Raw genomic sequence first — 26,132 nt, 5'->3', positions numbered from 1 at the left:
TTGCCCGGTTGTCGCCCCACGCGCAACCGGGCTTTTCTGACCGGAAAGCGCGGCGGGCAGGGCAGCGGCAGAATCTATTTCTGCAGGAAGTCGGCGACGTCACGAAAAACGTTGACGAACATCTCTTCGGTCAGCACGCCGGTATTGGTGTTGTAGCGCGAGCAATGATAGCTCGAAAACACCGCGATGTTGCCGACGTCGCTTCGGGCGCCGTGCTTGAAGGGCACGGCCGCGACGCGCGCGCCGAGCGCCCTGACCGTCGACTGGTGGCCGATCGAGCCCAGCGTCAGGATGGCTTTGAGGTTGGGAAAGCGCGCGATCGTCGGCACCAGGAAGGAACGGCAGGTGTTGATCTCGGCGCCCACCGGCTTGTTGTCGGGCGGCACGCAGCGCACGGCATTGGTGATCGCCGTGCCGATCAGCTCCAGGCTGTCGTCGGGGCGCGCTTCGAACTCGCCGCGCGCCATGCCGAAGCGCTTGAGCGTCGAATAAAGCAGCTCGCCGGCATAGTCGCCGGTGAAGGGGCGACCGGTGCGGTTGGCCCCGCGCACGCCCGGCGCCAGCCCGACGATCAGGAAACGCACCGCCGCTTCGCCTTCGGGAGGAAGGAAGGAGCGGACGGGTCCGTTGTACCAGCCCGGCTCGCGGGCGCGCCAGCTGGCGATGAAGTCGTGCAGGCGCGGGCAGAGCGGGCAGTCCCGGTCGGGATCGACCGGCAAGGCCGGGCAGCCGGCTTGAAGCGTGGTGCCGGACATCAAGCGTCGTCGGTGGTCGGATCGACGGGGTCGGGTTTGCGCACCGGACGCTCCGACGGCTCGCGGCCGATCTCGGATTTCAGCGTCATCAGGTCGACGAAATGGTCGGCCTGGCGGCGCAGATCGTCCGAGATCATCGGCGGCTGGGAGGCCATCGTCGAAATGACCGAGACCTTGCGGCCGCGGCGCTGCAGCGCTTCGACAAGCGTGCGGAAATCGCCGTCGCCGGAGAAGATGACGTAGTGGTCGACGACATCGGCGAGTTCCAGGGCATCGACTGTCAATTCGATGTCCATGTTGCCCTTGATCTTGCGCCGGCCCGAGGCGTCAGTGAATTCCTTGGCCGGCTTGGTGACGACCTTGAAGCCGTTATAGTCGAGCCAGTCGATCAGCGGGCGGATCGAGGAATATTCCTGGTCCTCGACGAGTGCAGTGTAATAATAGGCGCGCAACAGATAGCCGCGCTTCTGGAAGCTGGAAAGCAGTTTGCGATAGTCGATGTCGAAGCCGAGGGAGCGGGAGGTTGCGTAGAGATTAGCTCCGTCGATAAAAAGTGCGATTTTCTCGCGAGGATCAAACATAGGAAAATATCCTTGTTGAAATAGGCTGACGCCACATACGCTGAACCGAGCGCCCGTTCCCCCAAATCAATGACTTACCCCACTGGGGCAAATATCGCTCGCGATGGTTCATTCCAAGGGGGCAGGATCGCGGAGCGGTAAATTAATTGTGGGTGGTTGGCTGTCCGAAATCCGACGCGTCGGTGGCAAAGCCGGCTTGATGCTTGAATTGCGCGGCCGTTCAGGTTATGGCACGCGTCAGCTTTCCGTCAAATCCATGCATGAAAGGGGCACTTCATGGCCCGCGTAACCGTTGAAGACTGCATTGACAAGGTCGACAACCGCTTTGAGCTGGTGCTGCTCGCCGGCCACCGCGCCCGCCAGATCTCGCAGGGCGCGCAGATCACCCTGCCGCGCGACAACGACAAGAACCCCGTCGTGGCACTGCGCGAAATCGCCGACGAGATGCTGTCGCCCGACGATCTCAAGGAAGACCTGATCCACTCGCTGCAGAAGCATGTCGAAGTCGACGAGCCGGAGCCCGAGGCACCGGAGCCCGCCGACCAGACGACCGCCTCGGCGATCGACGCGGACGAGCCGGAAGAGAACATCAACTTCGACCGCATGTCGGAAGAAGACCTGCTCGCCGGCATCGAGAGCCTGGTCGCGCCCGAAAAGAGCGACGACTACTAAGAGTTTGACGCTAACTCTACCCTGCCGGGCATCTGCCTCGGTTTTCTGCGCTTCCGGTGCTCACGGACCTTAAAGTCCGCTCCGCTCCGGTTCTCGAAAACCAGGCCATCTCCCTCGGCAGGGCGAGTTATCGAGCGAACTCTGGTCCGCCAAGGCGCCAAAAAGCTCGCAAGCGGCGCCAAACCGGCGTATCGGCACTTCCGCGCCGCCACATCTGTGTTTATCTATGACATGCGTCGCAAGCCCTTGCGGCGCATGATTCATTTCAAGTTCCGGGAAGCCGCCCATGATGCGTCAGTATGAGCTTGTCGAGCGCGTCCAGCGCTACAAGCCTGACGTCAACGAGGCGCTGCTCAACAAGGCCTATGTCTATGCCATGCAGAAGCATGGTCATCAGCGCCGCGCCTCGGGCGATCCCTATTTTTCGCACCCGCTCGAAGTGGCGGCGATCCTCACCGACATGCATCTCGACGAGGCGACCATCGCGGTCGCCCTGCTGCATGACACCATCGAGGACACTTCGGCGACCCGCGCCGAGATCGACGAGCTGTTCGGTCCCGACATCGGCAAGCTTGTCGAGGGCCTGACCAAGCTCAAGAAGCTCGACCTCGTCTCCAAGAAGGCCGAGCAGGCGGAAAACCTGCGCAAGCTTCTGCTGGCCATCTCCGAGGACGTGCGCGTTCTCCTGGTCAAGCTCGCCGACCGGCTGCACAACATGCGCACGCTGCACCACGTGCCCGAGAGCAAGCGCCTGCGCATCGCCGAGGAGACGATGGACATCTATGCGCCGCTCGCCGGGCGTATGGGCATGCAGGGCATGCGCGAGGAGCTCGAGGAGCTCGCCTTCCGCTACATCAATCCCGAGGCCTACCGCACCGTCACCGAACGGCTTTCGGAGATGTCGGAGCGCTCGAAGGGCGTGCTCGGCGACATCGAGAAGGCGCTGTCGGCGCAGTTCGAGAAATACGACATCAAGGCGACGGTGAAGAGCCGGCAGAAGAAACCGTGGTCGGTGTTCCGCAAGATGGAGACCAAGGCGCTGTCGTTCGAGCAGCTGTCCGACATCTTCGGCTTCCGCGTCGTCGTCGAGTCCGTCGAGGATTGTTATCGTGCGCTGGGTTCGATCCACACGACGTGGTCGATGGTGCCGGGGCGGTTCAAGGACTACATCTCGACGCCGAAGCAGAACGACTACCGCTCGATCCACACCACCATCGTCGGTCCGTCGCGCCAGCGCATCGAGCTGCAGATCCGCACCCGCGAGATGAACAAGATCGCCGAATATGGCGTCGCCGCGCATTCGATCTACAAGGACAATGCCGGCAAGCCGACCAATGGCGCCGGTCACACCATCTCGAAGGAAACCAACGCCTATGGCTGGCTCAGGCGCACCATCGAGCAGCTCGCCGACGGCGACAATCCCGAGGATTTCCTCGAAAACACCAAGCTCGAGCTGTTCCAGGACCAGGTCTTCTGCTTCACGCCCAAGGGCATGCTGATCGCGCTGCCCAGGGGTGCGACCCCGATCGACTTTGCCTACGCGGTGCATACAGACGTCGGCGACACCTGCGTCGGCGCCAAGGTCAACGGCCGGGTGATGCCTTTGATGACCGAGCTCAAGAATGGCGACGAGGTCGAGATCATCCGCTCCAAGGCGCAGGTGCCGCCGGCGGCGTGGGAATCGATCGTCGTCACCGGCAAGGCGCGCTCGGCGATCCGGCGGGCGACCAAGAACGCCATCCGCAAGCAATATTCCGGCCTCGGCGCCCGCATCCTCGAACGCGCCTTCGAGCGCGCCGGCAAGAAGTTCTCCAAGGACAGCCTGAAGCCGGTGCTGCACCGCCTAGCGCGCAAGGACATCGAGGACGTGCTGGCGTCCGTCGGTCGCGGCGAGCTGTCGTCCAACGACGTCGTCCGCGCCGTCTTCCCCGACTACAAGGAAGAGCGCGCCACCCATCCGGCCAAGCCGCGCGAGGAGGGCTGGTCGAAGATCCGCAACGCCGCCGGCATGCTGTTCCAGATTCCCGGCCGCTCGACCGCGCCGTCGCGCAAGGAACAGAAGGCGCAAGGCAGTGCCGTGCCGATCCGCGGCGTCAGCGGCGACCTGCCGGTGCGTTTCGCCCCCGAAGGGGCGGTGCCGGGCGACCGCATCGTCGGCATCATGCAGCCGGGTTCGGGCATCACCATCTACCCGATCCAGTCGCCGTCGCTGATGGCCTTTGACGACCAGCCGGAGCGCTGGATCGACGTGCGCTGGGACCTCGACGAGGGCTCGAAGGAGCGCTTTCCGGCCCGGCTTTCGGTGACAGCGATCAACGCGCCCGGCTCGCTCGCCGACATCGCCCAGGTGGTGGCGGCCAACGACGCCAACATCCACACGCTGTCGATGATCCGCACCGCACCCGACTTCACCGAAATGCTGCTCGATCTCGAAGTCTGGGATCTGAAGCACCTGAACCGGCTGATCTCCCAGCTCAAGGACAACTCCAGCGTCAGCGATGCCCGCCGCGTCAACGGGTGAGGCAGGGGCACTGGACTGACGACAGGAAAGACGATGATGCAGACACAAGACGTTCTCGACATTTTCCGCTCGGCGGGCGCCGTGCTCGAAGGCCATTTCATCCTGACCTCGGGCCTGCGCAGCCCGGTGTTCCTGCAGAAGGCCCGCGTCTTCATGCATGCCGACAAGACCGAAGCTTTGTGCAGGGCGCTGGCCGACAAGATCCGCGCCGAGGTCAAGGGCGACATCGACTATGTCGTGGGGCCGGCGATCGGCGGCCTGATCCCCGCCTATGAAACGTCAAGGCATCTCAAGGTGCCGGCGATCTGGGTCGAGCGCGAGCAGGGCACCTTCCGCCTGCGCCGCTTCGAGATCGAGAAAGGCGCGCGTGTCGTCATCGTCGAGGACATCGTCACGACGGGCCTGTCGATCCGCGAGACCATCGCCTGCCTGAACGAACTCGGCGCCGAGGTGGTGGCCGCCGCCTGCATCATCGACCGCTCGGCCGGCAAGACCGATGTCGGCGTGCCGTTGATCGCGCTCGCCGAATATGAGGTGCCGGCCTATCCGGTCGACCAGTTGCCGCCGGAACTGGCGGCGATCCCGGCGATCAAGCCGGGCAGCCGGAACATTTGAGGTTCTCGTTGAGCCCGGTCACCCCCCTCTGGCCTGCCGGCCATCTCCCCCGCAAGGGGGGAGATCGGCAGCTTGGGCCAAGTGCCTCGAGAGGGAAAAAATGATCCTCGGCATCGGCAGCGACCTTGTCGACATCAGGCGGATCGAGAAATCGATCGTCCGTCATGGCGAGCGCTTCATCCAGCGTATCTTCACCGATGCCGAGCAGGCGCGCGCCGAGGGGCGGCGGGGGCGGATCGCGTCTTATGCCAAGCGTTTCGCCGCCAAGGAGGCCTGTTCCAAGGCGCTCGGCTGCGGCATATCAGAAGGTGTGTTCTGGCGCGACATGGGCGTGGTCAACCTGCCGGGCGGGCGTCCGACGATGGAACTGACCGGCGGTGCGGCGCACAGGCTGTCAACCATGCTGCCCCCAGGCCATCGCGCGGTGGTTCACCTGACCATCACCGACGATTTTCCGCTTGCGCAAGCCTTTGTGATCATCGAGGCGCTGCCGGTCGAACAACCGCCACTATCTTAGGGTTTTGGCACCGGCTTGGACATTGCTCCTGGGGCGGTGAGCCCTTATACCCATCGCGCCCCCAATCGGTGACGACAAGGGCGTGGTAAAAAACGAGGACGACATGAGCGTGGCTGAAAAACAGAAGAAGTCCGGCGGGCTCGGCGAGACCGTAAGCGTCATCGTCCAGGCGCTGCTGCTCGCTTTGGTGATCCGGACGCTGCTGTTCCAGCCGTTCTCGATTCCGTCGGGCTCGATGCGGCCGACGCTGCTCGAGGGCGACTATCTGTTCGTCACCAAATGGGCCTATGGCTATTCGCGCTATTCGCTGCCGCTGTCGCCCAACCTGTTCTCCGGCCGCATCTTCGGTTCGGATCCCGAGCGCGGCGACGTCGTCGTCTTCAAGTTCCCGCCCAACCCGTCGCTCGACTACATCAAGCGCGTCGTCGGCCTGCCCGGCGACCGCATCCAGATGAAGGACGGCCAGCTCTACATCAACGGCACCGCCGTGCCGCGCGAGAAGGTCGGCCAGATCGACAACCCCGATATCACCGAGGTCAACCGTCCGGTCGACGTCTATCGCGAGACGCTGCCGAACGGCGTCTCCTACGACACGCTCGACCTGACGCCGGATGCGATCGGCGACAACACGCGTGAATTCGTCGTGCCCGAAGGCCACTTCTTCATGATGGGCGACAACCGCGACAACTCGACCGACAGCCGCTTCAATGTCGGCTTCGTGCCCGCCGATCACCTCGTCGGCCGCGCCAACATCATCTTCTTCTCGATCGCCAGCGGCGCAAGCCCGCTCGAGATCTGGAAGTGGCCGACCGAGATGCGCGCCTCGCGCCTGTTCAACTTCGTCCGATAGGCATGGCAGGCAAACGGCTCACCGCCACGGAACTCGCCGACGCGCTGCAACTCCGCACCGGCCACAATTTCCGCGACCATCAGCGCCTGCAACGGGCGCTGACGCATGGCAGCGCGCGCAGCGCCAATGCCGGCGTCGACTACGAGCGTTTCGAGTTCCTGGGTGACCGGGTGCTCGGCCTCGCCGTTGCCGACATGCTTGTGTCGGATTTTCCCGATGCGCCCGAAGGCGAGCTGTCGGTCCGTCTCAACGCGCTGGTCAATGCCGAGGCGCTGGCCCAGATCGCCGACGAGATCGGCCTTGCCGAACTGATCCGCGCCGGCTCGGAACTGCGCAATCTGGCCGAGCGCAAGCGCGTCAACCTGCGTGCCGACGCGCTGGAATCGCTGATCGCCGTCATCTATCTCGACGGCGGGCTGGACGCGGCCAAGCGCTTCATCCACACATTCTGGAAGCCGCGCGCCAAGGCCGTGGGGGCGGCACGCCGCGACCCCAAGACCGAACTGCAGGAATGGGCGCACCAGGCGTCGACTTCAGTGCCTGCCTACGAGATCGAAAGCCGCACCGGCCCTGATCACGACCCCGTCTTTTCGGTGATCGTGCGGGTCGGACAATTTTTGCCCGCCACCGGCACCGGACGCTCCAAGCGCGAGGCCGAGCAGAGCGCTGCCGCAGCCTTGCTGGTGCGCGAGGGCGTATGGAAGAATGAGGAGACCGCATCGTGACCGATGCCCCTGAAACCACACTGCCCGCGACGGGCGGCACTCGCTCGGGTTTCGTCGCCCTGCTGGGCGCGCCGAATGCCGGCAAGTCGACGCTGGTCAACCAGCTCGTCGGCGCCAAGGTGTCGATCGTCACCCATAAGGTGCAGACCACCCGCGCCATCGTGCGCGGCATCGCCACCCACGACACCGCCCAGATCGTGTTCATCGACACGCCGGGCATCTTCAAGCCGAAGCGCCGCCTCGACACCGCGATGGTGACGACTGCCTGGGGCGGCGCCAAGGATGCCGACCTGATCCTGGTGCTGATCGATGCCGAGCGTGGCATCAAGGGCGATGCCGACGCCATCCTCGAACGGCTCAAGGATGTGCGTCAGCCCAAGGTGCTGATCCTCAACAAGGTCGATCGGGTCGATCCCGAAAAGCTGTTGAAGCTGACCGCAACCGCCAATGAGCGCGTCGACTTCGAGCGCACCTTCATGGTGTCGGCGCTGACCGGCTCCGGCTGCAAGGACCTGCTCGATTTCCTCGCCAGGCGGCTGCCCGAGGGGCCGTGGTATTACCCGGAAGACCAGATCTCCGACCTGCCGATGCGCCAGCTGGCGGCCGAGATCACCCGCGAGAAGCTCTATCTCAGGCTGCACCAGGAATTGCCTTACTCCTCGCATGTCGAGACCGAGAAGTGGGAAGAAAAGCCCGACGGCTCGGTGCGCATCGAGCAGGTCATCTATGTCGAGCGCGACAGCCAGAAGAAGATCGTGCTCGGCCACAAGGGCGAGACCATCCGCGCCATCGGCCAGGCCTCGCGCATGGAAATCGGCGGCATCCTCGAGCAGAAGGTGCACCTGTTCCTGTTCGTCAAGGTGCGCGAAAACTGGGGCGACGACCCCGAGCGCTACCGCGAGATGGGACTGGATTTCCCGCGCTAGCTGTCGTTTCCAAGAAGGTTGTTCAGTCTTTGGAACGGGCTGATGCCGCCAAGGGCGGAATGTGGGCGTTCCAGGTTGTAGTTGGCTGCCCAATGGTGGATGGCCTTGGCGCGTTCGTTCGATGAGGCGTATGGCCTTGCATAGGCCCATTCGCGCAGCGAAGTCTGGATGAAGCGCTCGGCCTTGCCGTTGGTGCGCGGAGTATAGGGTCTTGTGCGGATGTGTCGGGCACCGGCACCTTGGAGCGCCTGGGCGAACAGTTTGGAGCGATAAGCCGAGCCATTGTCGGTCATCACCCGCTCAACCCTGGCGCCCAGCCTGGCATACCAGGCCAGTGCCCGGTTGAGGAAACCGGTGGCATCTTCCCGGCCCAGGCTTGGCAGCAGTTCGACATAGGCGAGGCGCGAGGCATCGTCGATGGCGACATGCAGGTGTTCGTAGCCGATGCCGCGGGCGCGATGATGGCCCTGGTGCTGGCTCGTGATCCGGTGGCCAACGCCGTCGATGCGGCCCAGGGTCTTGATGTCCATATGGATCAGTTCGCCCGGCCGCTGCCGCTCGTAGCGCAGCACCGGCGGCCGGGGATCAAGCCAGGCCAGCCGGTTCAGTCCCAGCCGGCGCAGCACCAGGCCCACCGTCGAGCGCGCCAAGCCCAAGGACCGGGCAATCGCCGGCCCCGTCATGCGCTGGCGGCGCAACTGCTCGATCCGAGACACCTGCATGGCTGCCAGCCGATGCCGGCAGCGGTGCGGCGCTGAACTGCGATCGTGCAGAACCCGGTCGCCGGCCCGGTAGCGGCCGAGCCAGCGATAGGCTGTCCGTTCCGAAACCCCGGCCGAACCGGCAGCACGCCGCACGCTCCAGCCCTGTTCAATGCGTTGAACCAAAAGCACTCGACCTGAAGGCGTCAAAAGCGCATTCTTATGAACGTTCATTCGGGGAGCTCCACTGAAGGTTGGTTGGCTTCGCAACCCCAGCTTCTCAGTCCATCCTCGAATGAACAACCTTCATAGCTTCGACAGTTAGGGCATTTTCTTGCGCAGCAGTGCACGGTCAGTTCAGTCCTGCGATCCTGTGGGCTGCATGGCCAGCGAGCGCACTGATCGGAATGGCCGCCGCAGATGGTGCGGCCATGATAAACGTGGCGATGGCGAACAGAGGATGTTCGCCTGTCATCAGCAGACCCAACGCCATGATGGCGGCGACGACGAGAGCCGCACCCGTCCATATCGCCGCCGAAACCACTGCGATGATCGAGCCGCGGGTTCCAAGGCGCTGGATTGCCCGCCATCTCAAAAGCGAATAGGCGCAAAAATTGATCGGTGCGAGCATCAGTGGCCAGATCATGATGCCCCATGCGCCGATGCCGTAGAGCGCGCTTGCGGCCAGGCAGGAACCTGTCGTCAGCAGTGCAAATGTCGCGCAGGAGATCAGCACTGGCCTGAAGGACGGTGCAGCACCAGTTGTCCGAATGGACAGGCTCATCGTGACCAGATCCATCAAAGTTGACGTTGCGAAGAAATCACCGTCTGCCGAATGTTCAGCGTGCTTTCCGGCAAGTCATCCTAGTGAAACAACCGTTATCGCGGCAAGCAGGCTCAGGTTGCACTGGCTGGCGATTTGAAACGAGGCTTGACCTGATATCCAGGATCTCTGGCCTGGGCAGATAGACTGCTCCGTCCGCCAGATGTCCAATCCCGCATCAGCTGCGATCGCTGCGCGCGTAGCGGCCCGGCGGCTGCCCGACATGGCGGCTGAAGGCGGTGCTGAAGGTGCTGGCCGAGCCGTAGCCGACCTTTCGGGCGACTTCGTCGAGCGCGATGTCCTTGCCGGCGAGCAGGTTCTTGGCCAGCGCCATGCGCCAGGCCTGCAGATATTCCATCGGCCTGATACCGACGGTGCGGGTGAAGCGGTCGAAGAAGGCCGAGCGCGACAGGCCGGCCGCGCCGGCCAGTTCGGCCACCGTCCATGGCCGCTGCGGATCGCCATGCATCCGCCTGATCGCCGCTGAAATCCTGGCATCCGAAAGTCCGCTGAGGAAGCCGGGTGGCGAGCCCTTGGTGCGGTTCGCCCTGAGCGCTTCGATCAGCAGGATCTCGACGAGGCGGCCGAGCACCAGCTCGCGGCCGGCATTGTCCCGGCTCGCCTCCTCGCCGACGAGCCGCACCAGCGTCGAAAGCCGCTCGACACCGCTGATATGGATCATGGCGGGCAGCAGCGACACCAAAAGTGCCGCATCGGGCGAGCCGAAGACGAAATAGCCGCCGAGCAGGCGGACATCGGCGGGGCCGTCCTGCCGGCCGTGGCGAACCTCCTCCGTCGGAGCGGGCGTTGTCTTCGGATCGATGCGTCGTGGCGTCACCGGCTCGAAACCGGACATGGTGAAGGCAGGGGTGGCCGGCAACAGCACGAAGTCGCCCTGTTCGAGCACAACCTGTGCTTCCCCATCGACGGCAAGGCGGCATCGGCCTTCGAGCACGGCGCAGAAGCCGGGCTGGCCGAATTCCGAATAACGCACGCCCCACGCGCCAGCGCCGCTGATCCCCTTCGAGAACACGGTGCGCGGCTGCAGCAGCTCGATGACCTGGGCGAGCGGGTCGGTGGTGAGGGTGTCTGCCATATCAGGACTATTGCCAATAAAATACGGATTATAGATTGATGATAGTCCTGATTTTGGACGGTATTTTCGTGGCGTCAACAATCATCAAGGGAAAATGTCATGAAAACCGTACTGATCACCGGATGCTCCTCGGGTTATGGCCTGGAGACCGCCCGTCACTTCCATGCCCAGGGCTGGAACGTCGTTGCCACCATGCGCAGCCCACGCCAGGACATCCTGCCGCGCTCAGAGCGGATGCGGGTGGTTGCACTCGACGTTACCAATGAGGACAGCATAGCGGCTGCGCTCGACGCCAGCGGTCCGCTCGACGTGCTGGTCAACAATGCCGGCATCGGCCTCGTCGGCGCCTTCGAGGCGATGCCGATGGTGCATGTGCGCAAGCTGTTCGAGACCAACACCTTTGGCGTCATGGCGATGACCCAGGCGGTCATCCCGCAGTTTCGCGCGCGCCGGTCGGGCGTCGTCGTCAACGTGACGTCGAGTGTGACGATTGCGCCGATGCCGCTGGCCGCCGCCTACACCGCAAGCAAGATGGCGATCGAGGGTTTCACCGGCTCGCTGGCGCATGAGCTCGGCGCCTTCGATGTCAGGGTCAAGCTGGTCGAGCCGGGCTATGCGCCAAGCACGCGTTTTGCCCACAACACCGAACTGCGGGTCGAGGATCTCATTCCCGAAGCTTATGCCGGCTTTGCCGGGCCGATCTTCGCCGGCTTTGCGACACCTGAAATGGTGACGAAGGAAACCGACGTCGCCGAAGCCGTGTGGTTGGCCGCGAACGATATGTCGGGGCAGCTGCGCTTTCCGGCGGGACCCGATGCGGTGGCGCTGGCGCAGGCGAGCTGAGTCAGAGCATGATCCCTGGAAGTGGGGGCCGGTTTTCGGAAAAGATCATGCTGCGACAAGAGCCAGATCGTAGCGCAGCACGTGGTTGGGGTAGGACTGGTCGTGGATCTGGAACCGGGTTTCGCCGGCCTTGGCAAAACCCTTCCTCAGGTAGAAGTCGGTGGCGCGCTGGTTTTCGGCATTGACCGCAAGCCAGACGTCGGGCCGTCCGGTGCCGGCGCAGACGCGCAGTGCCGCCTGAAGCAGCCTGCCGCCGGCGCCCGAGCCCTGGTGGCGGGGCTGGACATACAGCTTGGCGATTTCGAGGTCGGAACAACCTGCCACCGGGGCGGGGGCATCAAGCGCGATGTGCACAAAGCCGTCGATGCCAGCCTTGTTTTCGGACACCAGGATGAAATTGTCCGCCTTCGACAAGGCATCCTCGAAGCGGCTCGTCGTGAAGTGCTCCAGCGCGTAGTCGGCGAAAAGCGCATTCACGCCGTCGCGGATGTAGGTGTTGAGCCAGACCTCGATGCCGATGGCAGCCAGGCTGGAGGCATCTTCAAGCCTGGCAGTTCTGATCATCGACATCTCGTCCATTGCTTTCGCCGGCTCAATGGCATGGCGAGGCCGCCTGGAACAAGTCCGTTGTCATTGCCAACAGACTAGCGCCGGCGCGCCGATCTTGCCCGTGCCGTCGGCGGTTTCGGCGAACGGCTGGCAGCAGTCGTCGTCGCCGACTTCAGCAATTTGCGGAAGCTCGGGCACTCCATGTGCGAGGGCGCGGGGCAGTCGGCAACGTGGCGGATGACGTCGCGCAGCATCCTGAGCTCGATAATCTGCCGTTCCAGCTCCCTGGCCCTGGCATGCAGTTGCTCGCGCGGGATATCGGGCCGGTCGTCGCGGCCGAACATGCCCGCTATCTCGGGCAGCGAGAAGCCGGCCGCCTTGCCCATGGCGATGAGCGACAGCTTCATCAGCACGTCGTGGTCGAACTGCCTGCGCAGACCGTGCCGCGCCACCGAACGGATCAGGCCGATCTCCTCGTAATAGCGCAGCGTCGACGGCGGAACGCCCGTGCGTTCGACGACCTCGCCAATATCCAGAAAATGCATGCTTGACCTCAAGTTGGCTTGAATTCGTACGCTGTGCCGAACAGTCGAATTCAGCAAGAGGAAAAATCATGCAAGTCATTCAACAAACACTGGAAAGACCGGTCTGGCTGGATGGGCGCGCGCTCGCCCTGCTGCTGGCCGCGTCGCTGACCACCATGGCAAACGCGACCATCAGCCCGGCGCTGCCGGGGCTCGAGCGGCTGTTTGCAGGCGATCCGAACGCCGCGATGCTGACCCGCCTGCTGGTGCCGGCGCCGTCGCTCAGCGTCGCCTTGTTCGCGCCCTTCGCCGGGCTCGCGGCAGACCGGTTCGGGCGCCGCCTGCTGCTGCTTTGGGGCGTGATCCTGTTTGCCGTTGCCGGATGCGCCGGATTGGTCCTGCCCGACCTGCCCAGCATCTTCATGAGCCGACTCGTTCTCGGGGTGGCGGTGGCACTCATCATGACGGCGCAGACCGCCCTTGTCGGCGACTATTTCAGCGGCGACAAGCGCAGCGCCATGACCGGGCTGCAGATATCGGCGCGCAATTTTGGCGGCCTGGTCTTCATCTCGCTCGCCGGATGGGCAGCGGCGATGTCGCCGCGCTGGCCTTTCGCCATCTATGGGCTTGCGATTGTCTTTCTGCCCCTGATGTGGATGGTCATCGTCGATCCGCCCCGGCGTTCGCAGGCAACAGGCGCCACGGCGGCGGGCGATGCCGCCGGGCATAAGTCCTGGGTGCTGCTGCTTTCGCTGCTGGTGCTGCTGCAGGCGGTGACCAACATGATCTTCTTCGTCATGCCGACGCAGATGTCGTTCTTTCTCGAGGCTCAAGGCTATGACGCCGCCATGATGACCGGCGCGATCCTCGGCACGGTGATGCTTTCCGGCGGCGGCTTCGCGCTGATCTATCCCAAGCTGCAGCGCGCCACGGGGTATGCCGGCATCTTTCTCCTCGGTTATGCCGCGATGGCAGTTGGTTTCCTGCTGCTCGTCCTGGCCGACGCGACGCCGACACTGTTTGCCGCGGCGGCTTCGATCGGCGCGGGTTATGCGCTGGTTTCGCCGAGCTTCGTTGCGCTGACCTTGAACCTTGCACCACTGCGGCGCAGGGGCGTCAGCGGCGGCATACTGACCGCGTCGATCTTCATCGGCCAGTTCATTTCGCCGTTGCTCGTCACGCCGCTGATAACCCGCCATGGCTACGGAACGCTGTTCAGCTCCATGACGCTGCTTCTGGCAGCTATGGCAGTCGCAGCCGGAGCGGCGGGTGCCCTTGCAAGGACCGCCAGGCGCTGAGCCTTGACCTCGCACACAGTGCGGCCGCGTCGCATCAGCGCGCGTTTCTGGCGACCATGGCGAGGATGGTCTGGAACAGCTCGTCCTTGGCCTCAGCGGCCGTAATGTCTCCGCTCGCCGCGGCGAAGGACAGCGCTTCTGCTGCACCGAGCATCGCCAGAAGCCCTGACGCAGCTACGGTGCCGGCCGGCGCGAACGGGGCGAGCAGGGTCCGGCACTTCTCCATGAAAACAGCTTCATAGTCGCGCTTGACCCTGGCCAGCTCGGGCGAGCCGGCAAGCGCCGAGATCACCCCGGGGATCTCGCGGCCCTGTTCGAGCACGCAGTCGACATAAGACGAGGCGATGACCATCGCCCGGCTCGGCAGGGTTGGCTCGCTGGCCTGGAATGCCGCGTCCATCAGCGCGGTCTGGTGCGTGTCGAACTCCTGGTACAGCGCTGCGAGCAAGGCGGGCCGCGTGGCGAAATGATCGTAGACGACGGGTTTTGCCACGCTGGCCTGCTCGGCCAGCCGGGGCAAGGTCAGCGCTTCGGTGCCGTCTTCGCGGATGATCTGCCAGGAGACCTCGATCAGCTGCCGGCGACGGTCCTCACGTGACAGGCGGCGGCGGGCCGGCGGTTCGGTCATTTCGGTGCTTGACGGCATAATATAACAAAAGTATATACTAAAAGTAGGTTACAAAAAGTATATAGGCGGCGGCCGTTGCCCGCAACCACGAAACAGGAATTCCAATGCACGCTCTTATCGTCGTCGCCCATCCCGATCCGAAGTCACTCAGCCATGGCGTCGCAGCCCAGCTTGCCGAAGGTGTCGCGCTGGCCGGCCACACCCACGAGATCGCCGACATTGCCGGGGAAGGCTTCGACCCGCGCTATACGGCAACCGATCTCGCCGTTCACCGCCGGGAAGTGGCGCCTGCTGCCGACGTCGCCGCCGAGCAGGCGCGGATCGACCGCGCCGACACGCTGGTACTGGTCTACCCCGTCTACTGGTGGTCGATGCCGGCGCTTCTCAAGGGCTGGATCGACCGCGTCTTTGCCAATGGCTGGGCCTATGACGAAGGCACGGGCATCAGGCCGGTCAAGCGGCTGCGCCATCTCAAGGTGCATCTTGTCGCCATTGGCGGCGCAACCATGCGGACCTACGCCCGGCACGGCTATTTCGGCGCGATGAAGACGCAGATCGACCATGGCATCTTCGATTATGTCGGTGCGCCCGTCGTCACATCGGAGCTTTTGCTCGACACTGAAACGCTGGGCGCGGCCGAGCATCTCGAAGCGGCGCGCGCCATCGGCCGCAACCTGTTCGAAGCCGGGCAGGGCCGGACCGAGGCGGCGTGAAAGCGGGGTGCTAAAGCACCAGCAGGCCGAGGCCGCGCAACAGCTCGGTCGCCTGGCTTTTCGAGATCGCAGCACCCTTGAGGATGACCGCCTCGTTGAGTTTCATCGGGCCGATGTCGCAGCCGCGCAGGTCGGCACCTTCGAAGCGGCAGGAGCGCAGGCTGGCACCGCGCAGGCTGCAGCCGTCGAAGATCGCCTCGCGGAAATCGCAGCCGGTGAGCTCGGCATCGCTGAAATCGAGATGGTCAAGCGTCTTGCGCCGGAACGAGATCGCCGGCAGCAGGGCGCTGACCAGCCGGCATTGCCGGAAGTCGGCGCCGATGAACGTGCTGGCGGCGAAATTCGCCCCCGTCAGCTTGCTCTGGCTGAAGGTCGAGCCGTTGAGCCGCGACCTTGTCCAGTCGGTGTTGGAGAGGTCGCAATTGTGGAGCTGTGCGTCGACGCCGTCGATGGCCATGAGTTTGGCGCCCGCCATGCGGCAACTGGTCCAGCGTGTGTCGGTCAGCGTCGAACCCCTGAAGTCGGCGTCTGAAAGAGCGCAGTCGGCGAATGTGCAGCCGCTGAAGTCGAGCCGCGACAGATCGCTGCCGGCCAGCTGCAGGCCGCTGAAGGAGCGCTGCCCCTGGGCGATGAGGTCGACGAGGGCGGTGGCAGGCATGTTGGCTGGCATGGTTTTCGAAACTGTCGCGTCGCGGGCGGTCGAGGTGTCGGCAGGTCAGCTTTTCTGCAGCGCGACGTGGACGCCGAGGCCGACGAGCACAGCACCGCCGGCACGTTGCATCATCCGCTGGGCGCGGCGCGAACGCTTGAGCCGTCCGATCATCGCGCCGGCCAAAAGGACGCCGACGACGTCGGCCAGGGTGAACATCGCATTGACCACGGTGCCCAGGATGAAGAACTGCAGCCAGACCGAGAATGCCGCCGAAGTGTCGATGAATTGCGGCAGGAAAGCCATGAAGAAGATCGCCGTCTTGGGGTTGAGCACCTCGACGGCGATGCTCTCGATGAAGGCGCGGCGGGCGGATTTCGGCGCGATAACGGGCAGGTCGCCGTCACCGTCATTCCTGGCGCGGAACATGGCGATGCCGAGCCAGACGAGATAGGCGGCACCGGCAAGCTTGACGACCATGTAGGCCAGCGGCACGGCGTGGAACAGCACCGACAGGCCGGCGGCGGCGGCAATGACATGGACATAGCCGCCGAGATGGATGCCGAGTGCCGCCATCAGCCCCGACCAGCGCCCGCGCGCCAGCGTCTGGGCGGCGGCATAGAGCATGGCCGGGCCCGGCATGAAGGCGAAGATTGCGGTGGTGGCGACAAAGGCGATCAACAGTTCGGCTGACGGCATGGCAGGCTCCCCGTCGCACCCGAACGGTGCGACGCATGCCGGCAAATTCGCACAGGGCGCGATCGTTCGGTAGGCGAAACCGGTCTGCCAGCCCGGCCTATATTTGGTCCAGCGATCACGAAGCGCTGTTATGCCGCACATTTGCCGGTTTTTGCTGGCTACGGCTTTCTTCACGAAGTCGTGAGAATCGTGGGTCTACACTTTCCGCGCTCACGCTCGTCCAGACGAGACCGAGTATTCACAATGTCATACTTTTCGCAGACGATCGTCGATTTTTGGCGGGCGCAGTTTCTCAACGGCGACATTCTCCACAGCGACGACAATTTTACTGTCGCCGCCGACCCTGATCTCGACGAGGACTGCCGGGTCATGGTGCTGGAGACGATCGATGGTCGGGCCATGGCGGTGGTGACGCCCGAGCTGGCGGTCAAGGCCGGCCTGCGCAAAAGGCAGGGCCTGTCCATCGCTGGCTTTCGCCACGCCCTTGATGGGGCGGGTGTGATGCTGCATGGCGCCGACCGCATCTATCATTTCACCGAGGCGGAGAAGAAGCGGCTGGCACTGGATGAGCCGGTTGCCGGGCCGAGGCGTCTGAGCGCCGAGGACGCGGCGCTGTTTTCAGGCTTCCAGGCGCAGGCGTCGGAGCAGGACCTCGATGGTGCCTCGGTCGAACTCGACCACTGGCTGGTGTTCGGTTCCTTCGAGCAGGACCGCCTTGTCTGTGCCGGCAGCATGTATCCCTGGATGGACGGTCGCGTCGCCGATCTCGGCGTGCTGACGCTCGAGCCCTACAGGGGCAAGGGCCACGCCCGCAAGGTGGTGCGTTCGATCAGCCGGCATGCCTGGGATCTGGGCTACGAGCCGCAATATCGCTGCCAGCTCGACAATGCGGCGTCGATCCTGCTTGCCGGCAAGGCCGGCCTCGAGCTGTTCGGCACCTGGGAGGTGGTTTCGCCCGATTCCGCCGTCTGATCCCGGCGGCGGTCCTCATCCTGGCCGACTACCCCAGGCGGACGAGCCCGGCCTCTGTCGGCTCGAGTAATATGGCTCGCAGCCGGCGGCGGGGTCAGCCATGCCAGCCCTCGGCGGCAAGCACCTGGCGGATGACCGACACCAGCGTGTCGCGCGCTTCGCGCCGGGTCGCAAACCCGGCGATGGCAATGCCCTTTGCCGGTGCGTAATAGGCTGCGGTACCCCAGAAGCCGAGATGCGAGTAGATCTCGGCGCCGTCGATGGTTTCGACTGAGACGCCGAGGCGATAGCCGGCAGCACCTTCATGCCTGCCTTGCCCAAGCATTTCGCGCAGCGTGTCGGGGCTGTCGAAGACACGGCCTTCGAACAGCGCGGCAAAGAGGGTGGCGAGGTCGCGCACCGACATCACCAGCCCGCCGCCGCCATAAAGATCCATCGAGGCGCTGATCCCGGTGGCGTCGACATCGCCGAAAAACTGGCGCGCCCGCGGCTCGACATGCGGCGGCTGCGGCTCCGATATCTCCCACCAGCTCGTTGCAAGGCCGAGCCGCTCGAATCCCATCTCGCGCCGGACGGTTGCCGCAAGCGTCGTGCCTGAGATGCGCTCGATGATGTCGCCAAGCAGGATATAGCCGGTGTCGGAATAGCTGAAGCGCGTGCCCGGTTCGCTGAGCGGCGCCGAGAATTTGGCGCCGAGGCGAACCTGCTCTTCGCGTGTCCACAAATGCTGCGGCTCGCGCACGACTGTGGCAAAGAAGGTGGGGGCGTTGGTGTGGTCGACAAGGCCGCCGCTATGGTTCAGCAGATGGCGAACGGTGATCCTGTCGGTGCGGTAGCCGGCGGCGGTGAGCAACTTGTCGAACAGCGGGTCGATCTCCAGGACGATCGGGCCGTCGAGGTCGACAAGTCCACGTTCCCAAAGGCGGAGAATCGTTGCGGCAACGAAGGTCTTGGTGTTGCTGGCGATCCGGAGCGGCGTGTCGAGCGACATCGGCCTGCCGGCTTGTTCGTCGGCCATCCCCGCGGCCGTGGCCCAGGGGCGCTCCAGGCCCTGGCCCGTGGCGTAGAGTGCCAGCGGAATCTGCTGCTCACGGGCAAGGTCGACAAGCTCTTTCCGGTTCATTCCAAATTCCCAGTGGCGGCGCTGGCGCGTCTCGATTCGCTGGCGTCACTCTGCGGTGGTGGTGCCGGCACGGGATAGCGCCAGTTTGCGCAACAGTCTGGCCAGCGGTGCCAGTGGCGTGGCTTGATGCCGAGGACCGACCGGGCCGCGTGTTCCACAGGCCGAGCTGTATTCTCCGATGCAAGTTTGCTAATATGGTGCGGCCAAGTTGTTCGTGGGGCGCGGGGCGCTTTATGACAGACGATGAAGTACTGGGAAGCCTCGAACAGATCAGCGGATACTGCGGGTCCCAGGGTCTCAACTTCGTTCTGACCTGGGATACATCCATCCTGTTGTCGATCGGCGAGGTCATCGGCTTCGTCGCTCATTTCAGCCGACCGGGCGACCCTCCTATTGTCCGCGCCGTGAGCCTGGGCGCCTTCGAACGATCGACGCTGTCGGAGCGGGCGAGAAACCTTAAGACGGTGCTGCGCGATCTCACCGGCCGGGAGCCGGGGCCCGAGGCGGTGTCCGAGCTGCAAAGGCTTCTGGGCCGGGCGTCGATTAAGCTGCTGCCCATCGAGCAGGGACTGCGGACCTATCAGCCCGGCGCAGCCAAAGCCCTCGAGGTCCTTGTCGAGGCCGGCCATGTCGCAAGCCTGCCGAAGTCGTTTCAGGCCCTTGCCGAGCGATCGCCAGATGTCGCCCCCGATTTTGGCGCTAACGAGGCCAATGACGAGCAGCCGCCGGTCGAAATTGCCGTTGCTGCCGACCCCGAGCCCGTTCCGACAGCCGTCCTGGCGGATGAAGGCGACGGCATCAGGTCACAGCTCTGGCCGCTGCTGTCGTCGGCCGCCGCCGCGATCCTGCTCGCCGCGATGATCCTGGCGCCCCGCTTCGGCATCGAGCTCAGCCTGTTTGGCCGCGATGCCGACATTCTTCACGGCGCGGTGGTGGTGGGGCTCTGTATCGTCGGCGCCGCCGTGCTGGCGGTGCGGCTGCAGGGCATGCTCGCCGATCGGCGGGACATCGAGAGCACTGAGCGAAGTCTCGCCACCGCCAGGCTGGAGGCTGCGCGGATTTCGCGTGGTCTCGGGTATCGTGACGCAGCATCGGGTGCGCAACGGGAGGAGGCTGAAAGCGGCTACGCCTCTCCAGGCGGCTGACCTGCTGTCATGTCCCGCTTTGCCGGATTTCCCCAGGCAGAGTTGTTGAAGGAACGGGCCGCCAGGCGGGCGGAAGTATCAGCCATTTCGGCCGAACTCGACCAGCTCGAGGTCGAGTTGAAGCGCCGCAAGGCAGAGCTGCGGTCGGCTGGCCTGTGGCTGGCCGCCGACGGCACCATCTTCGTCATCGGGATCATCGCGTCGCCTGTCACCGGCGGTGCTTCCCTGCTCGTTGCAGCTTATGAGTTGTTGGGATTGGCCAAGGGCGGACTGGAAGCAGCACGGATCAGCGGTCCGGTGCGCGAGCTGCAAAGACGCATCCTCGGCTGCGTGCTGAAACTGGAGCAGGCGGGTAGGGAGATCGGCCAGATCGACCGGGAACTGGCGCGAAAGCCGAAGTCCTGAGCGACGGCCGGCGAGGCGGGGGCTTCACTCCAGCGACGGCGAACTGCCGAGCGACAGCGCCAGCTTGCGCAGCAGCCGCGCCAGTTGCGCCTGCTCGTCCCAGCTCAGGCTTTCGAGCATCAGCGTTTCCACCGCCATGTCGGCTTCGAAGGCCTCGCGGGCGCGGCCAAGACCTTCCTCGGTCAATTCGACCGGCAGGCTGCGGCCGTCGCCATCGGACGCGACCTGCCTGATCAGGCCCGCCTTGACCAGCTTGACGATGCGGTTGGTGGCGCCGCCCGACGAGATCATCATCGACTTGTAGAGCTCGGTCGGACGCAGCCGGTAGGGCGGGCCCGAGCGCAGCAACGTGAACAGCACGTCGGCCTCGCCGGTGTCGAGCCCGTAGGAGGCGAAGATCGCCTCGATCTTCGGCCGGGCGGCAAGCGTGATCCAGCGGGCGCGGCCGAGGATCGCCATGCCGCGCGTGTCGAGATGCGGCAGTTCCCTGGCCCATTGCGCCCGGCGGGCATCGATGCCGTCCTGCAGGCCGTCGCCGGCCAGTTCCCCAATATTCTCGTCGAGATGTCTTGACACTAAGATAATTCCATATTTATCTTAGCGCTAAGATATCTCGGGGTTGACCATGACGCAACAGGAAGTTCTTCGTTTGCCGGTGTCTTATGCCGCACGCTCGCCGCTGATCCTGCTGGCCTTGTGCGGCCTTGTCTTCGCCACCCGCATCATGATCTCCAAGGCGGCGCTGAATGCCGGCATGCAGCCATTCCAGCTGGCGCTGGTCGCCAATGTCGGCGCCGGCATGGTGCTGCTGCCGCTGCTCGCCGCCTCCGGGCAGGGCATTCCGCGCCAGCGCAGCCACATCCTGCTCTATCTGGTGCTCGGCATCATCAGCTTCACCGTGCCGACGGTGCTCGGCTACTACATCGTCGACCGGGTCGGGCCGGCCTACACCTCGACGGTCTATTCGCTATCGCCGCTGCTGACGATGAGCTTTGCCGCTGGCCTCGGCATCGAGCGCATGTATATCAGGCGTTTCGCCGGCATCCTGATCGGCCTCGCCGGCATGGCGGCCCTGGTGCAGCAGCAACTGGCCGAGATCGACTTCTCGCAGACTGTCTGGGTGCTGCTCGGCATCATCGTTCCGGCCTGTGCCGCCGCCGGCAACATCATCCGCACGGCCTACTGGCCCAAGGGCTCGTCGGCGCTCGCCTTTTCCTGCGGCATCCTGTTGAGCTCGAGCCTGATGGTGGCGCTGGTGGCGCCGTTCTTCGAGGCGCCGTCGAGCTGGGTCTTTTTCGACCGCGACATCCTGTTCTGGATCGGTTGCATGGTCGCGACGTCAGCCTCGTCCTATCTGCTCAACTTCCGCCTGCAGGAGATCGGCGGGCCGGTGTTCTTCAGCCAGCTCGGCTATTGGGGCACCGGCTTCGGTGTGGTGCTGGCGGCAATGCTGTTCAACGACGTGCTGACTGTGCTGTCGGTCGCAGGTCTGGCGGCGATCATCGCCGGCGGCGTGCTGGCCAACCGCAAGCGCGCCTGATCAATTTTATCTTCAAAGAGGAAAACATCATGTCCTTCCAGGCCTATCTCGACACCATCAAGACCAAGACCGGCAAGGGGCCGGAAGAATTGGCAGCACTCGCCGACGGCAAGGGATTTTCCGACGCCGGCAAGCTGAAGGCTGGCGTGAAGGCCGGGCAGATCGTCGAATGGCTGGGCTCCGAGTTCGGCCTCGGCCACGGCCATTCGATGGCGGTCTATGCGCTGCTCAGCGGCAAGAGGAAGCCCGGCGACAAATAGCTGTCGCCGTCTGCTGGACATTCGTCTGGCTGCGAGATCAGGCATCCGGGCGCAGACGAAACCTGCGCCCGGCCCGCACTATCCCTTTTTGTTCAACTGCTCGACGCTTTCCTTCGTGTTGGCGATGATGTGCTCGAGCTTTTCGTGCATGGCACGCCCGGCCTGTTCGGCCTTCGCCACTACGTCGGAGCCGTCGACCCGGACATGCTGGCCAGATTTTACGACCAGGACGCCGTCAACGATGACGGTGTCGACGTTGCGCGCGCCTCCCGAGAAGATCAGGGAGAAATACGGATCGATCACCGGCGCGATGTTGAGGTCGGTCTTGCGAACCAGAATGATGTCGGCCTTCTTTCCCGGCGTCAGCGAGCCGATCTCCCGATCGAGACCGAGGGCCCTGGCGCCGCCGAGCGTAGCGATTTCAAGGATCCGTTTCGGCTCGAGCGCACGGTCGACGTCGGCTCGCTGCTTGTGGGACCATTGCAGTGCCCGCATGACGGTGAAGAAGTCGGCGGTCGCCATGGCGCTCGATGCGTCTACGGACAGGCTGAGGCTCGCGCCCAGTTTCTCAAGCTCGGCGAACTGGATGTAGCCGTTCCTGACCGTCGAGTAGGGGATCTCGATCGCTGGCGACATCGAGAACTGCACGTTCTTGGCGACCAGTGTCTTCCGTTCTTCCTCGGTCAGGCCTTGCGCATGGATGAACAGGATGTGGGGGCCAAGCAGATCGTGCTTGTCCATGAAGGCGACCAGCCCTTGGGCCGTGTTGCCGTAGTGCAGAGAGATCGGCAATCCGAGCTCTTTCGCAAACCTCGCTTCTTCGACGAACTTGGCGTCGTCTCCGCCGTTTTTCAGGATGTCCGGGGCAGGCGTCTGGAGGTTGACGCCGATCGTGATGAGCGGGTGTCCCGTGGCCCACTGCTTGTGCACCGCTTCGACGCCGTTGGTGTCGAGGCGTTCTCCGCGGCCTGGCGTTCCATAGGAGTACCGTGTGCGGACTCCGAGATCGATCGAGGCGCGTATCTCGGCGTTGGCGTGCTCGACCGAACGGGTGTTGTGGCAGAAGTTATTGATGCTGGTGGTGCCGGAGAGAAGCGCTTCCAGAAGCCCGAACCTTGCCGAGGCGGCCGCGTCGTCGGGCGTGCACAGCGAGGCTGCCCTATTGGTCGTCGGGAAGTAACCCCGGACCGGATCGTCGCCTCTTATCGAACCGCGCAGGAAGGCATTCCAGAGATGGGAATGTGTGTCGACGAAGCCAGGCATGACGATCATGTCGGTGGCATCGACCGCCTCGATCCCCGCAACACTCAGTCTCTCGCCGACCGCAACGATCCGGCCATCCTTGACGTGAACCTCGCCGCTGGCGAAATCGCCGACGTCCCCATCCATGGACAGGATGTGACCGGCGCGAATGACGAACTCGTTGCCCAATGCCGGATTTGCGGCTGCAGCGCCCTCGGTCTGCGCACTGCTGCCGACGGGCGCGGCAGCAGCGGCGCCCATGACCAGCGTTGCCTTCAGAAAGCCGCGACGGCCGATCTTCGATGCAGGTGCTCCGCTATCCGTGGAACCGGAATGGCTCATAAAGTTCCTCCCCATCAGCACTCAAATTATTTTGAGCTTAAATTTTTTAAGTCTAAAATAACCTAACGTCAACGCAGGTATCCCTGCACTATGGAGAGGCTAATGAGGTGGCCGAACAGGCTCGCGGCAGGCTGCGGGCTGCCATGCCAGCCCTCTCATGTCGTCGCCGGCTCGGCCAGCACCGCCGCAACGAAGCCGCGCAGACCGGCGGCGACAAAATCCTCGACCCGCCCCTGCGGGTCGAAACCCCACCACAAAAGCGAGCCTTGCCATTGCGAGGCCATGAGCAGGCCGATCCCTTGGGGTGCTGCGGAAACCCTTTCGAAACGCTCGTCGAGTGCCGCCGACAGCGTAGCCTTCCAGGCAGCGCCGCGCGCCCTGAGCACCGGATCGCGCAGATCCTCACGCAGCACCAGCAGGCCTTCGGCATAGGTTTCGATGCCGCCATAATCCGACAGGCCGACAAGCAGGGCGATCGCACCCTCAGGCGTTTTCGGCGTCGCGGCGGCAAGTGCCGCTGTCTTGGCGTCGAGCCCGTCCCAGGCGTGCAGAAGTGTTGCCTGCTTGAGCCTGGCCTTGGTCCCGAAGCGTTGCACCAGCGTTGCCGGCGACAGGCCGCAGGCGCGCCCCAGGCTTTCGAAGGTGAGCGCATCGGGGCCGTGCTCATGCAGCAGCCGCGAGGCGGCGACCAGGACCTCTTCGTCTGACAGGGTTTTGCGGCGGGCATCTTGACCTTTATTTATAAACGAATATTCATTTATATATCGCTTCGAAGCCGATGACCAGCCTCCGAAAGAAACACTCTCGGGAGAGATCGATGACACTGCAAGGAAAAGTAGCGCTTGTTGCCGGCGCCAGCCGCGGCGCGGGCAGGGGCATTGCCATGGAACTGGGCGCGGCCGGCGCCACCGTCTATGTCACCGGGCGGACGACGCGCGACCGCCAGTCCGAATACCAGCGGCCGGAGACGATCGAGGAAACCGCCGAGGCCATCGACGCGCTTGGCGGCAAGGGCATCGCTGTGCGCGTCGACCATCTCGTTTCCGACGAGGTCCGCGACCTCGTTGCCCGCATCCGCAAGGACGAGGGCCGGCTCGACATACTGGTCAACGACATCTGGGGCGGCGAAAAGCTGTTCGAATGGAACAAGCCGGTGTGGGACCACAATCTCGACAATGGCCTCAGGATGCTGCGGCTCTCCATCGACACCCATCTGATCACCGCCCATCACGCTTTGCCGCTGATGATCGAAAAGCCGGGCGGCCTCCTGGTCGAGGTCACCGACGGCACGGCCGAATACAATGCGGTGAACTACCGCCTGTCGCCCTTCTACGACCTGTGCAAGTCGGCGGTGCTGCGCATGGCCTGGGCGCACGCCAAGGATCTCGCGCCGCATGGCGCGACTGCGGTGGCGATCACGCCGGGCTGGCTGCGCTCGGAAATGATGCTGGAGCACTTTGGCGTCACCGAAGCCAACTGGCGCGATGCGCTTGAAAATGTTCCGCATTTCGCCATTTCCGAGACGCCGCGCTTCGTCGGCCGCGCCGTGGCGGCCCTTGCCGCCGACCCCGAAAAGGCGCGCTGGAACGGCCAGTCGCTGTCGAGCGGCGGCCTGGCCCAGGTCTATGGGTTCACCGACCTCGACGGCTCCCGGCCGAATGCCTGGCCCTATGTCGTCGAGGTGCAGGATGCCGGCAGGCCGGCCGATACGACAGGCTATCGCTGAGCGCCGTGTGGTTTCCGCCTTCCGGCGCCGACGTCGATCGCATGGCCGACGTCGGCCAGGGACGCACGCTGCGGAACGGGGAGGCGGTCGGCGGCAGAATGCCTTCCGGCAACCTGCGCTACGGATGTTTCAACGCTGCTTGGCGCGCTGAGCTCGGCAGCATTCTGGCGAGAACATTGTCTCGTCTGACGAAGTGATGCCAGAGCGCTGCGAGAGTGTGCAGTCCAGCGACAATGAGAATGCCGTTTGCGCAGAAACTGTGAATTTCGCGAATATCCCGTGCGAAAACCCTGTCGGGAGCCACCGGTGACGGGATCGCAAAAAAACCGAAAAAGCTGAGGGCGTCACCTCGATACCATGTCAGCATGATGCCAAGGCAAGGGATGGCGACCAGGAGGGCATAGAGGACAACATGCGCGGCTTTCGCGCAAGTCCGCTCCCACCCCTTCATGTCGTCTGGCAATCGCGGCGCGCCTCTAGCGATACGAATGCAAACGCGCCAGGCGACAAGGGCGGCAAGCAGGAGACCGAACGAGATATGCAGGCGCCAAGCCAACTCTGCAGAGGGATCGCCTCTCGGGAACAGATCTTCTCCAAATGACAGCGCATAAAGTAGAATGACAAGACCGAACAAGGCCCAGTGGAGGGCCTTTTGCGTAGAGGTGTAAGCAGGCGTCGGCATCCCTCTTGCA

At 64.1% G+C, this 26,132-nt stretch carries 31 protein-coding genes; 16 read left to right on the top strand and 15 right to left on the bottom strand.

Going from position 1 to position 26,132, the window contains the following annotated elements; genetic code table 11:
- Positions 1-74: 74 nt before the first annotated feature.
- Together SLT36_RS22170 and SLT36_RS22165 are read right to left on the bottom strand one after the other, a co-directional pair.
- Positions 75-755 (bottom strand): uracil-DNA glycosylase, encoded by a 681-nt coding sequence (locus tag SLT36_RS22170; RefSeq protein WP_432284461.1) that lies wholly within the window; start codon positions 753-755, stop codon positions 75-77.
- Complete coding sequence (locus SLT36_RS22165) at positions 755-1,336, bottom strand: NYN domain-containing protein (protein WP_432284460.1); 582 nt, start codon at positions 1,334-1,336, stop codon at positions 755-757. Before SLT36_RS22165 ends, SLT36_RS22170 begins: the two co-directional genes overlap by 1 nt.
- A 276-nt stretch (positions 1,337-1,612) precedes the next feature.
- Here SLT36_RS22165 and rpoZ point away from each other — a divergent pair, with 276 nt between their 5' ends.
- The 7 genes from rpoZ (at position 1,613) to era (ending at position 8,162) form a co-directional block, all read left to right on the top strand.
- Complete coding sequence (gene rpoZ / locus SLT36_RS22160) at positions 1,613-2,008, top strand: DNA-directed RNA polymerase subunit omega (RefSeq protein ID WP_067964237.1); 396 nt, start codon at positions 1,613-1,615, stop codon at positions 2,006-2,008.
- A gap of 286 nt (positions 2,009-2,294) precedes the next feature.
- Positions 2,295-4,529: a RelA/SpoT family protein gene (locus SLT36_RS22155; RefSeq protein ID WP_432284459.1), complete on the top strand. Its 2,235-nt coding sequence runs from the start codon at positions 2,295-2,297 to the stop codon at positions 4,527-4,529.
- Positions 4,530-4,565: 36 nt separating this feature from the next.
- Positions 4,566-5,144 (top strand): orotate phosphoribosyltransferase, encoded by a 579-nt coding sequence (pyrE, locus tag SLT36_RS22150; protein ID WP_432288434.1) that lies wholly within the window; start codon positions 4,566-4,568, stop codon positions 5,142-5,144.
- A 100-nt stretch (positions 5,145-5,244) separates the two neighbouring features.
- Entirely contained in the window at positions 5,245-5,661 is a 417-nt protein-coding gene (gene acpS / locus SLT36_RS22145) for a holo-ACP synthase (protein WP_432284458.1), read from the top strand.
- 103 nt (positions 5,662-5,764) lie between these two features.
- A complete protein-coding gene (gene lepB, locus SLT36_RS22140; protein ID WP_432284457.1) occupies positions 5,765-6,511 on the top strand; it encodes a signal peptidase I in 747 nt (248 codons plus the stop codon).
- 2 nt (positions 6,512-6,513) lie between these two features.
- Positions 6,514-7,236, top strand: coding sequence for a ribonuclease III (gene rnc / locus SLT36_RS22135; RefSeq protein WP_432284456.1), 723 nt, complete (start codon positions 6,514-6,516; stop codon positions 7,234-7,236).
- Positions 7,233-8,162, top strand: coding sequence for a GTPase Era (gene era / locus SLT36_RS22130; RefSeq protein ID WP_432284455.1), 930 nt, complete (start codon positions 7,233-7,235; stop codon positions 8,160-8,162). Before rnc ends, era begins: the two co-directional genes overlap by 4 nt.
- Here the strand turns inward: era and SLT36_RS22125 are convergent.
- The 3 genes from SLT36_RS22125 to SLT36_RS22115 form a co-directional block, all read right to left on the bottom strand.
- Positions 8,159-9,097 carry an IS481 family transposase gene (locus tag SLT36_RS22125; RefSeq protein WP_432284454.1) on the bottom strand — a complete coding sequence of 313 codons (939 nt, stop codon included), beginning with the start codon at positions 9,095-9,097 and terminating at the stop codon, positions 8,159-8,161. The two genes, era and SLT36_RS22125, sit on opposite strands and share 4 nt — an antisense overlap.
- Before the next feature lie 118 nt (positions 9,098-9,215).
- Positions 9,216-9,647, bottom strand: coding sequence for a hypothetical protein (locus SLT36_RS22120; RefSeq protein WP_432284453.1), 432 nt, complete (start codon positions 9,645-9,647; stop codon positions 9,216-9,218).
- A gap of 217 nt (positions 9,648-9,864) precedes the next feature.
- On the bottom strand, positions 9,865-10,782 hold the full coding sequence (locus tag SLT36_RS22115; protein ID WP_432284452.1) for an AraC family transcriptional regulator: 918 nt from the start codon (positions 10,780-10,782) through the stop codon (positions 9,865-9,867).
- A gap of 99 nt (positions 10,783-10,881) precedes the next feature.
- On the opposite strand from SLT36_RS22115, the gene SLT36_RS22110 reads away from it, so the two are divergent.
- Positions 10,882-11,625 carry an SDR family oxidoreductase gene (locus tag SLT36_RS22110; RefSeq protein WP_432284451.1) on the top strand — a complete coding sequence of 248 codons (744 nt, stop codon included), beginning with the start codon at positions 10,882-10,884 and terminating at the stop codon, positions 11,623-11,625.
- 45 nt (positions 11,626-11,670) lie between these two features.
- Here SLT36_RS22110 and SLT36_RS22105 read toward each other — a convergent pair whose 3' ends face one another.
- Both SLT36_RS22105 and SLT36_RS22100 read right to left on the bottom strand, forming a co-directional pair.
- Positions 11,671-12,189, bottom strand: coding sequence for a GNAT family N-acetyltransferase (locus SLT36_RS22105; protein ID WP_432284450.1), 519 nt, complete (start codon positions 12,187-12,189; stop codon positions 11,671-11,673).
- Positions 12,190-12,269: 80 nt separating this feature from the next.
- Entirely contained in the window at positions 12,270-12,719 is a 450-nt protein-coding gene (locus SLT36_RS22100) for a helix-turn-helix domain-containing protein (RefSeq protein ID WP_432284449.1), read from the bottom strand.
- 68 nt (positions 12,720-12,787) lie between these two features.
- On the opposite strand from SLT36_RS22100, the gene SLT36_RS22095 reads away from it, so the two are divergent.
- Positions 12,788-13,996, top strand: coding sequence for an MFS transporter (locus tag SLT36_RS22095; RefSeq protein ID WP_432284448.1), 1,209 nt, complete (start codon positions 12,788-12,790; stop codon positions 13,994-13,996).
- A 34-nt stretch (positions 13,997-14,030) separates the two neighbouring features.
- Here SLT36_RS22095 and SLT36_RS22090 read toward each other — a convergent pair whose 3' ends face one another.
- Entirely contained in the window at positions 14,031-14,624 is a 594-nt protein-coding gene (locus tag SLT36_RS22090) for a TetR/AcrR family transcriptional regulator (RefSeq protein ID WP_432284447.1), read from the bottom strand.
- A 104-nt stretch (positions 14,625-14,728) separates the two neighbouring features.
- Between SLT36_RS22090 and SLT36_RS22085 the strand changes: the two genes are divergently transcribed.
- Positions 14,729-15,337: an NAD(P)H-dependent oxidoreductase gene (locus SLT36_RS22085; RefSeq protein WP_432284446.1), complete on the top strand. Its 609-nt coding sequence runs from the start codon at positions 14,729-14,731 to the stop codon at positions 15,335-15,337.
- Positions 15,338-15,347: 10 nt separating this feature from the next.
- On the opposite strand, the gene SLT36_RS22080 is transcribed toward SLT36_RS22085, so the two are convergent.
- Entirely contained in the window at positions 15,348-15,995 is a 648-nt protein-coding gene (locus tag SLT36_RS22080) for a pentapeptide repeat-containing protein (RefSeq protein ID WP_432284445.1), read from the bottom strand.
- 57 nt (positions 15,996-16,052) lie between these two features.
- The gene (locus SLT36_RS22075; protein WP_432284444.1) at positions 16,053-16,685 is read right to left on the bottom strand and encodes a LysE family translocator; all 633 of its coding nucleotides are present in this window, start codon (positions 16,683-16,685) and stop codon (positions 16,053-16,055) included.
- A gap of 243 nt (positions 16,686-16,928) precedes the next feature.
- On the opposite strand from SLT36_RS22075, the gene SLT36_RS22070 reads away from it, so the two are divergent.
- Entirely contained in the window at positions 16,929-17,657 is a 729-nt protein-coding gene (locus tag SLT36_RS22070; protein ID WP_432284443.1) for a GNAT family N-acetyltransferase, read from the top strand.
- Between the two features lie 94 nt (positions 17,658-17,751).
- On the opposite strand, the gene SLT36_RS22065 is transcribed toward SLT36_RS22070, so the two are convergent.
- Complete coding sequence (locus SLT36_RS22065) at positions 17,752-18,780, bottom strand: serine hydrolase domain-containing protein (RefSeq protein ID WP_432284442.1); 1,029 nt, start codon at positions 18,778-18,780, stop codon at positions 17,752-17,754.
- A gap of 332 nt (positions 18,781-19,112) precedes the next feature.
- Here SLT36_RS22065 and SLT36_RS22060 point away from each other — a divergent pair, with 332 nt between their 5' ends.
- Positions 19,113-19,925: a hypothetical protein gene (locus SLT36_RS22060; protein ID WP_432284441.1), complete on the top strand. Its 813-nt coding sequence runs from the start codon at positions 19,113-19,115 to the stop codon at positions 19,923-19,925.
- A gap of 45 nt (positions 19,926-19,970) precedes the next feature.
- Entirely contained in the window at positions 19,971-20,330 is a 360-nt protein-coding gene (locus SLT36_RS22055) for a hypothetical protein (protein WP_432284440.1), read from the top strand.
- A gap of 24 nt (positions 20,331-20,354) precedes the next feature.
- Here the strand turns inward: SLT36_RS22055 and SLT36_RS22050 are convergent, their stop codons facing one another.
- The gene (locus tag SLT36_RS22050) at positions 20,355-20,906 is read right to left on the bottom strand and encodes a MarR family transcriptional regulator (RefSeq protein WP_432284439.1); all 552 of its coding nucleotides are present in this window, start codon (positions 20,904-20,906) and stop codon (positions 20,355-20,357) included.
- Between the two features lie 49 nt (positions 20,907-20,955).
- Here SLT36_RS22050 and SLT36_RS22045 point away from each other — a divergent pair, with 49 nt between their 5' ends.
- Positions 20,956-21,870 carry a DMT family transporter gene (locus tag SLT36_RS22045; RefSeq protein ID WP_432284438.1) on the top strand — a complete coding sequence of 305 codons (915 nt, stop codon included), beginning with the start codon at positions 20,956-20,958 and terminating at the stop codon, positions 21,868-21,870.
- A gap of 29 nt (positions 21,871-21,899) precedes the next feature.
- Entirely contained in the window at positions 21,900-22,130 is a 231-nt protein-coding gene (locus tag SLT36_RS22040) for a DUF4287 domain-containing protein (RefSeq protein WP_154385033.1), read from the top strand.
- 78 nt (positions 22,131-22,208) lie between these two features.
- Here the strand turns inward: SLT36_RS22040 and SLT36_RS22035 are convergent, their stop codons facing one another.
- Together SLT36_RS22035 and SLT36_RS22030 are read right to left on the bottom strand one after the other, a co-directional pair.
- Positions 22,209-23,714, bottom strand: a complete 1,506-nt coding sequence (locus tag SLT36_RS22035; protein WP_432284437.1) for an amidohydrolase family protein — start codon at positions 23,712-23,714, stop codon at positions 22,209-22,211.
- Positions 23,715-23,869: 155 nt separating this feature from the next.
- Positions 23,870-24,457 carry a TetR/AcrR family transcriptional regulator gene (locus tag SLT36_RS22030; RefSeq protein ID WP_432288433.1) on the bottom strand — a complete coding sequence of 196 codons (588 nt, stop codon included), beginning with the start codon at positions 24,455-24,457 and terminating at the stop codon, positions 23,870-23,872.
- Between the two features lie 74 nt (positions 24,458-24,531).
- On the opposite strand from SLT36_RS22030, the gene SLT36_RS22025 reads away from it, so the two are divergent.
- Complete coding sequence (locus tag SLT36_RS22025; protein WP_432284436.1) at positions 24,532-25,440, top strand: SDR family oxidoreductase; 909 nt, start codon at positions 24,532-24,534, stop codon at positions 25,438-25,440.
- A 118-nt stretch (positions 25,441-25,558) separates the two neighbouring features.
- On the opposite strand, the gene SLT36_RS22020 is transcribed toward SLT36_RS22025, so the two are convergent.
- Complete coding sequence (locus SLT36_RS22020) at positions 25,559-26,122, bottom strand: cytochrome b (RefSeq protein WP_432284435.1); 564 nt, start codon at positions 26,120-26,122, stop codon at positions 25,559-25,561.
- Positions 26,123-26,132 lie beyond the last annotated feature (10 nt).

The sequence above is a fragment of the Aminobacter sp. BA135 genome, from assembly GCF_050859125.1.
GTDB lineage: Bacteria > Pseudomonadota > Alphaproteobacteria > Rhizobiales > Rhizobiaceae > Aminobacter > Aminobacter ciceronei.
This window is presented reverse-complemented; position numbering and strand designations above follow the sequence as displayed.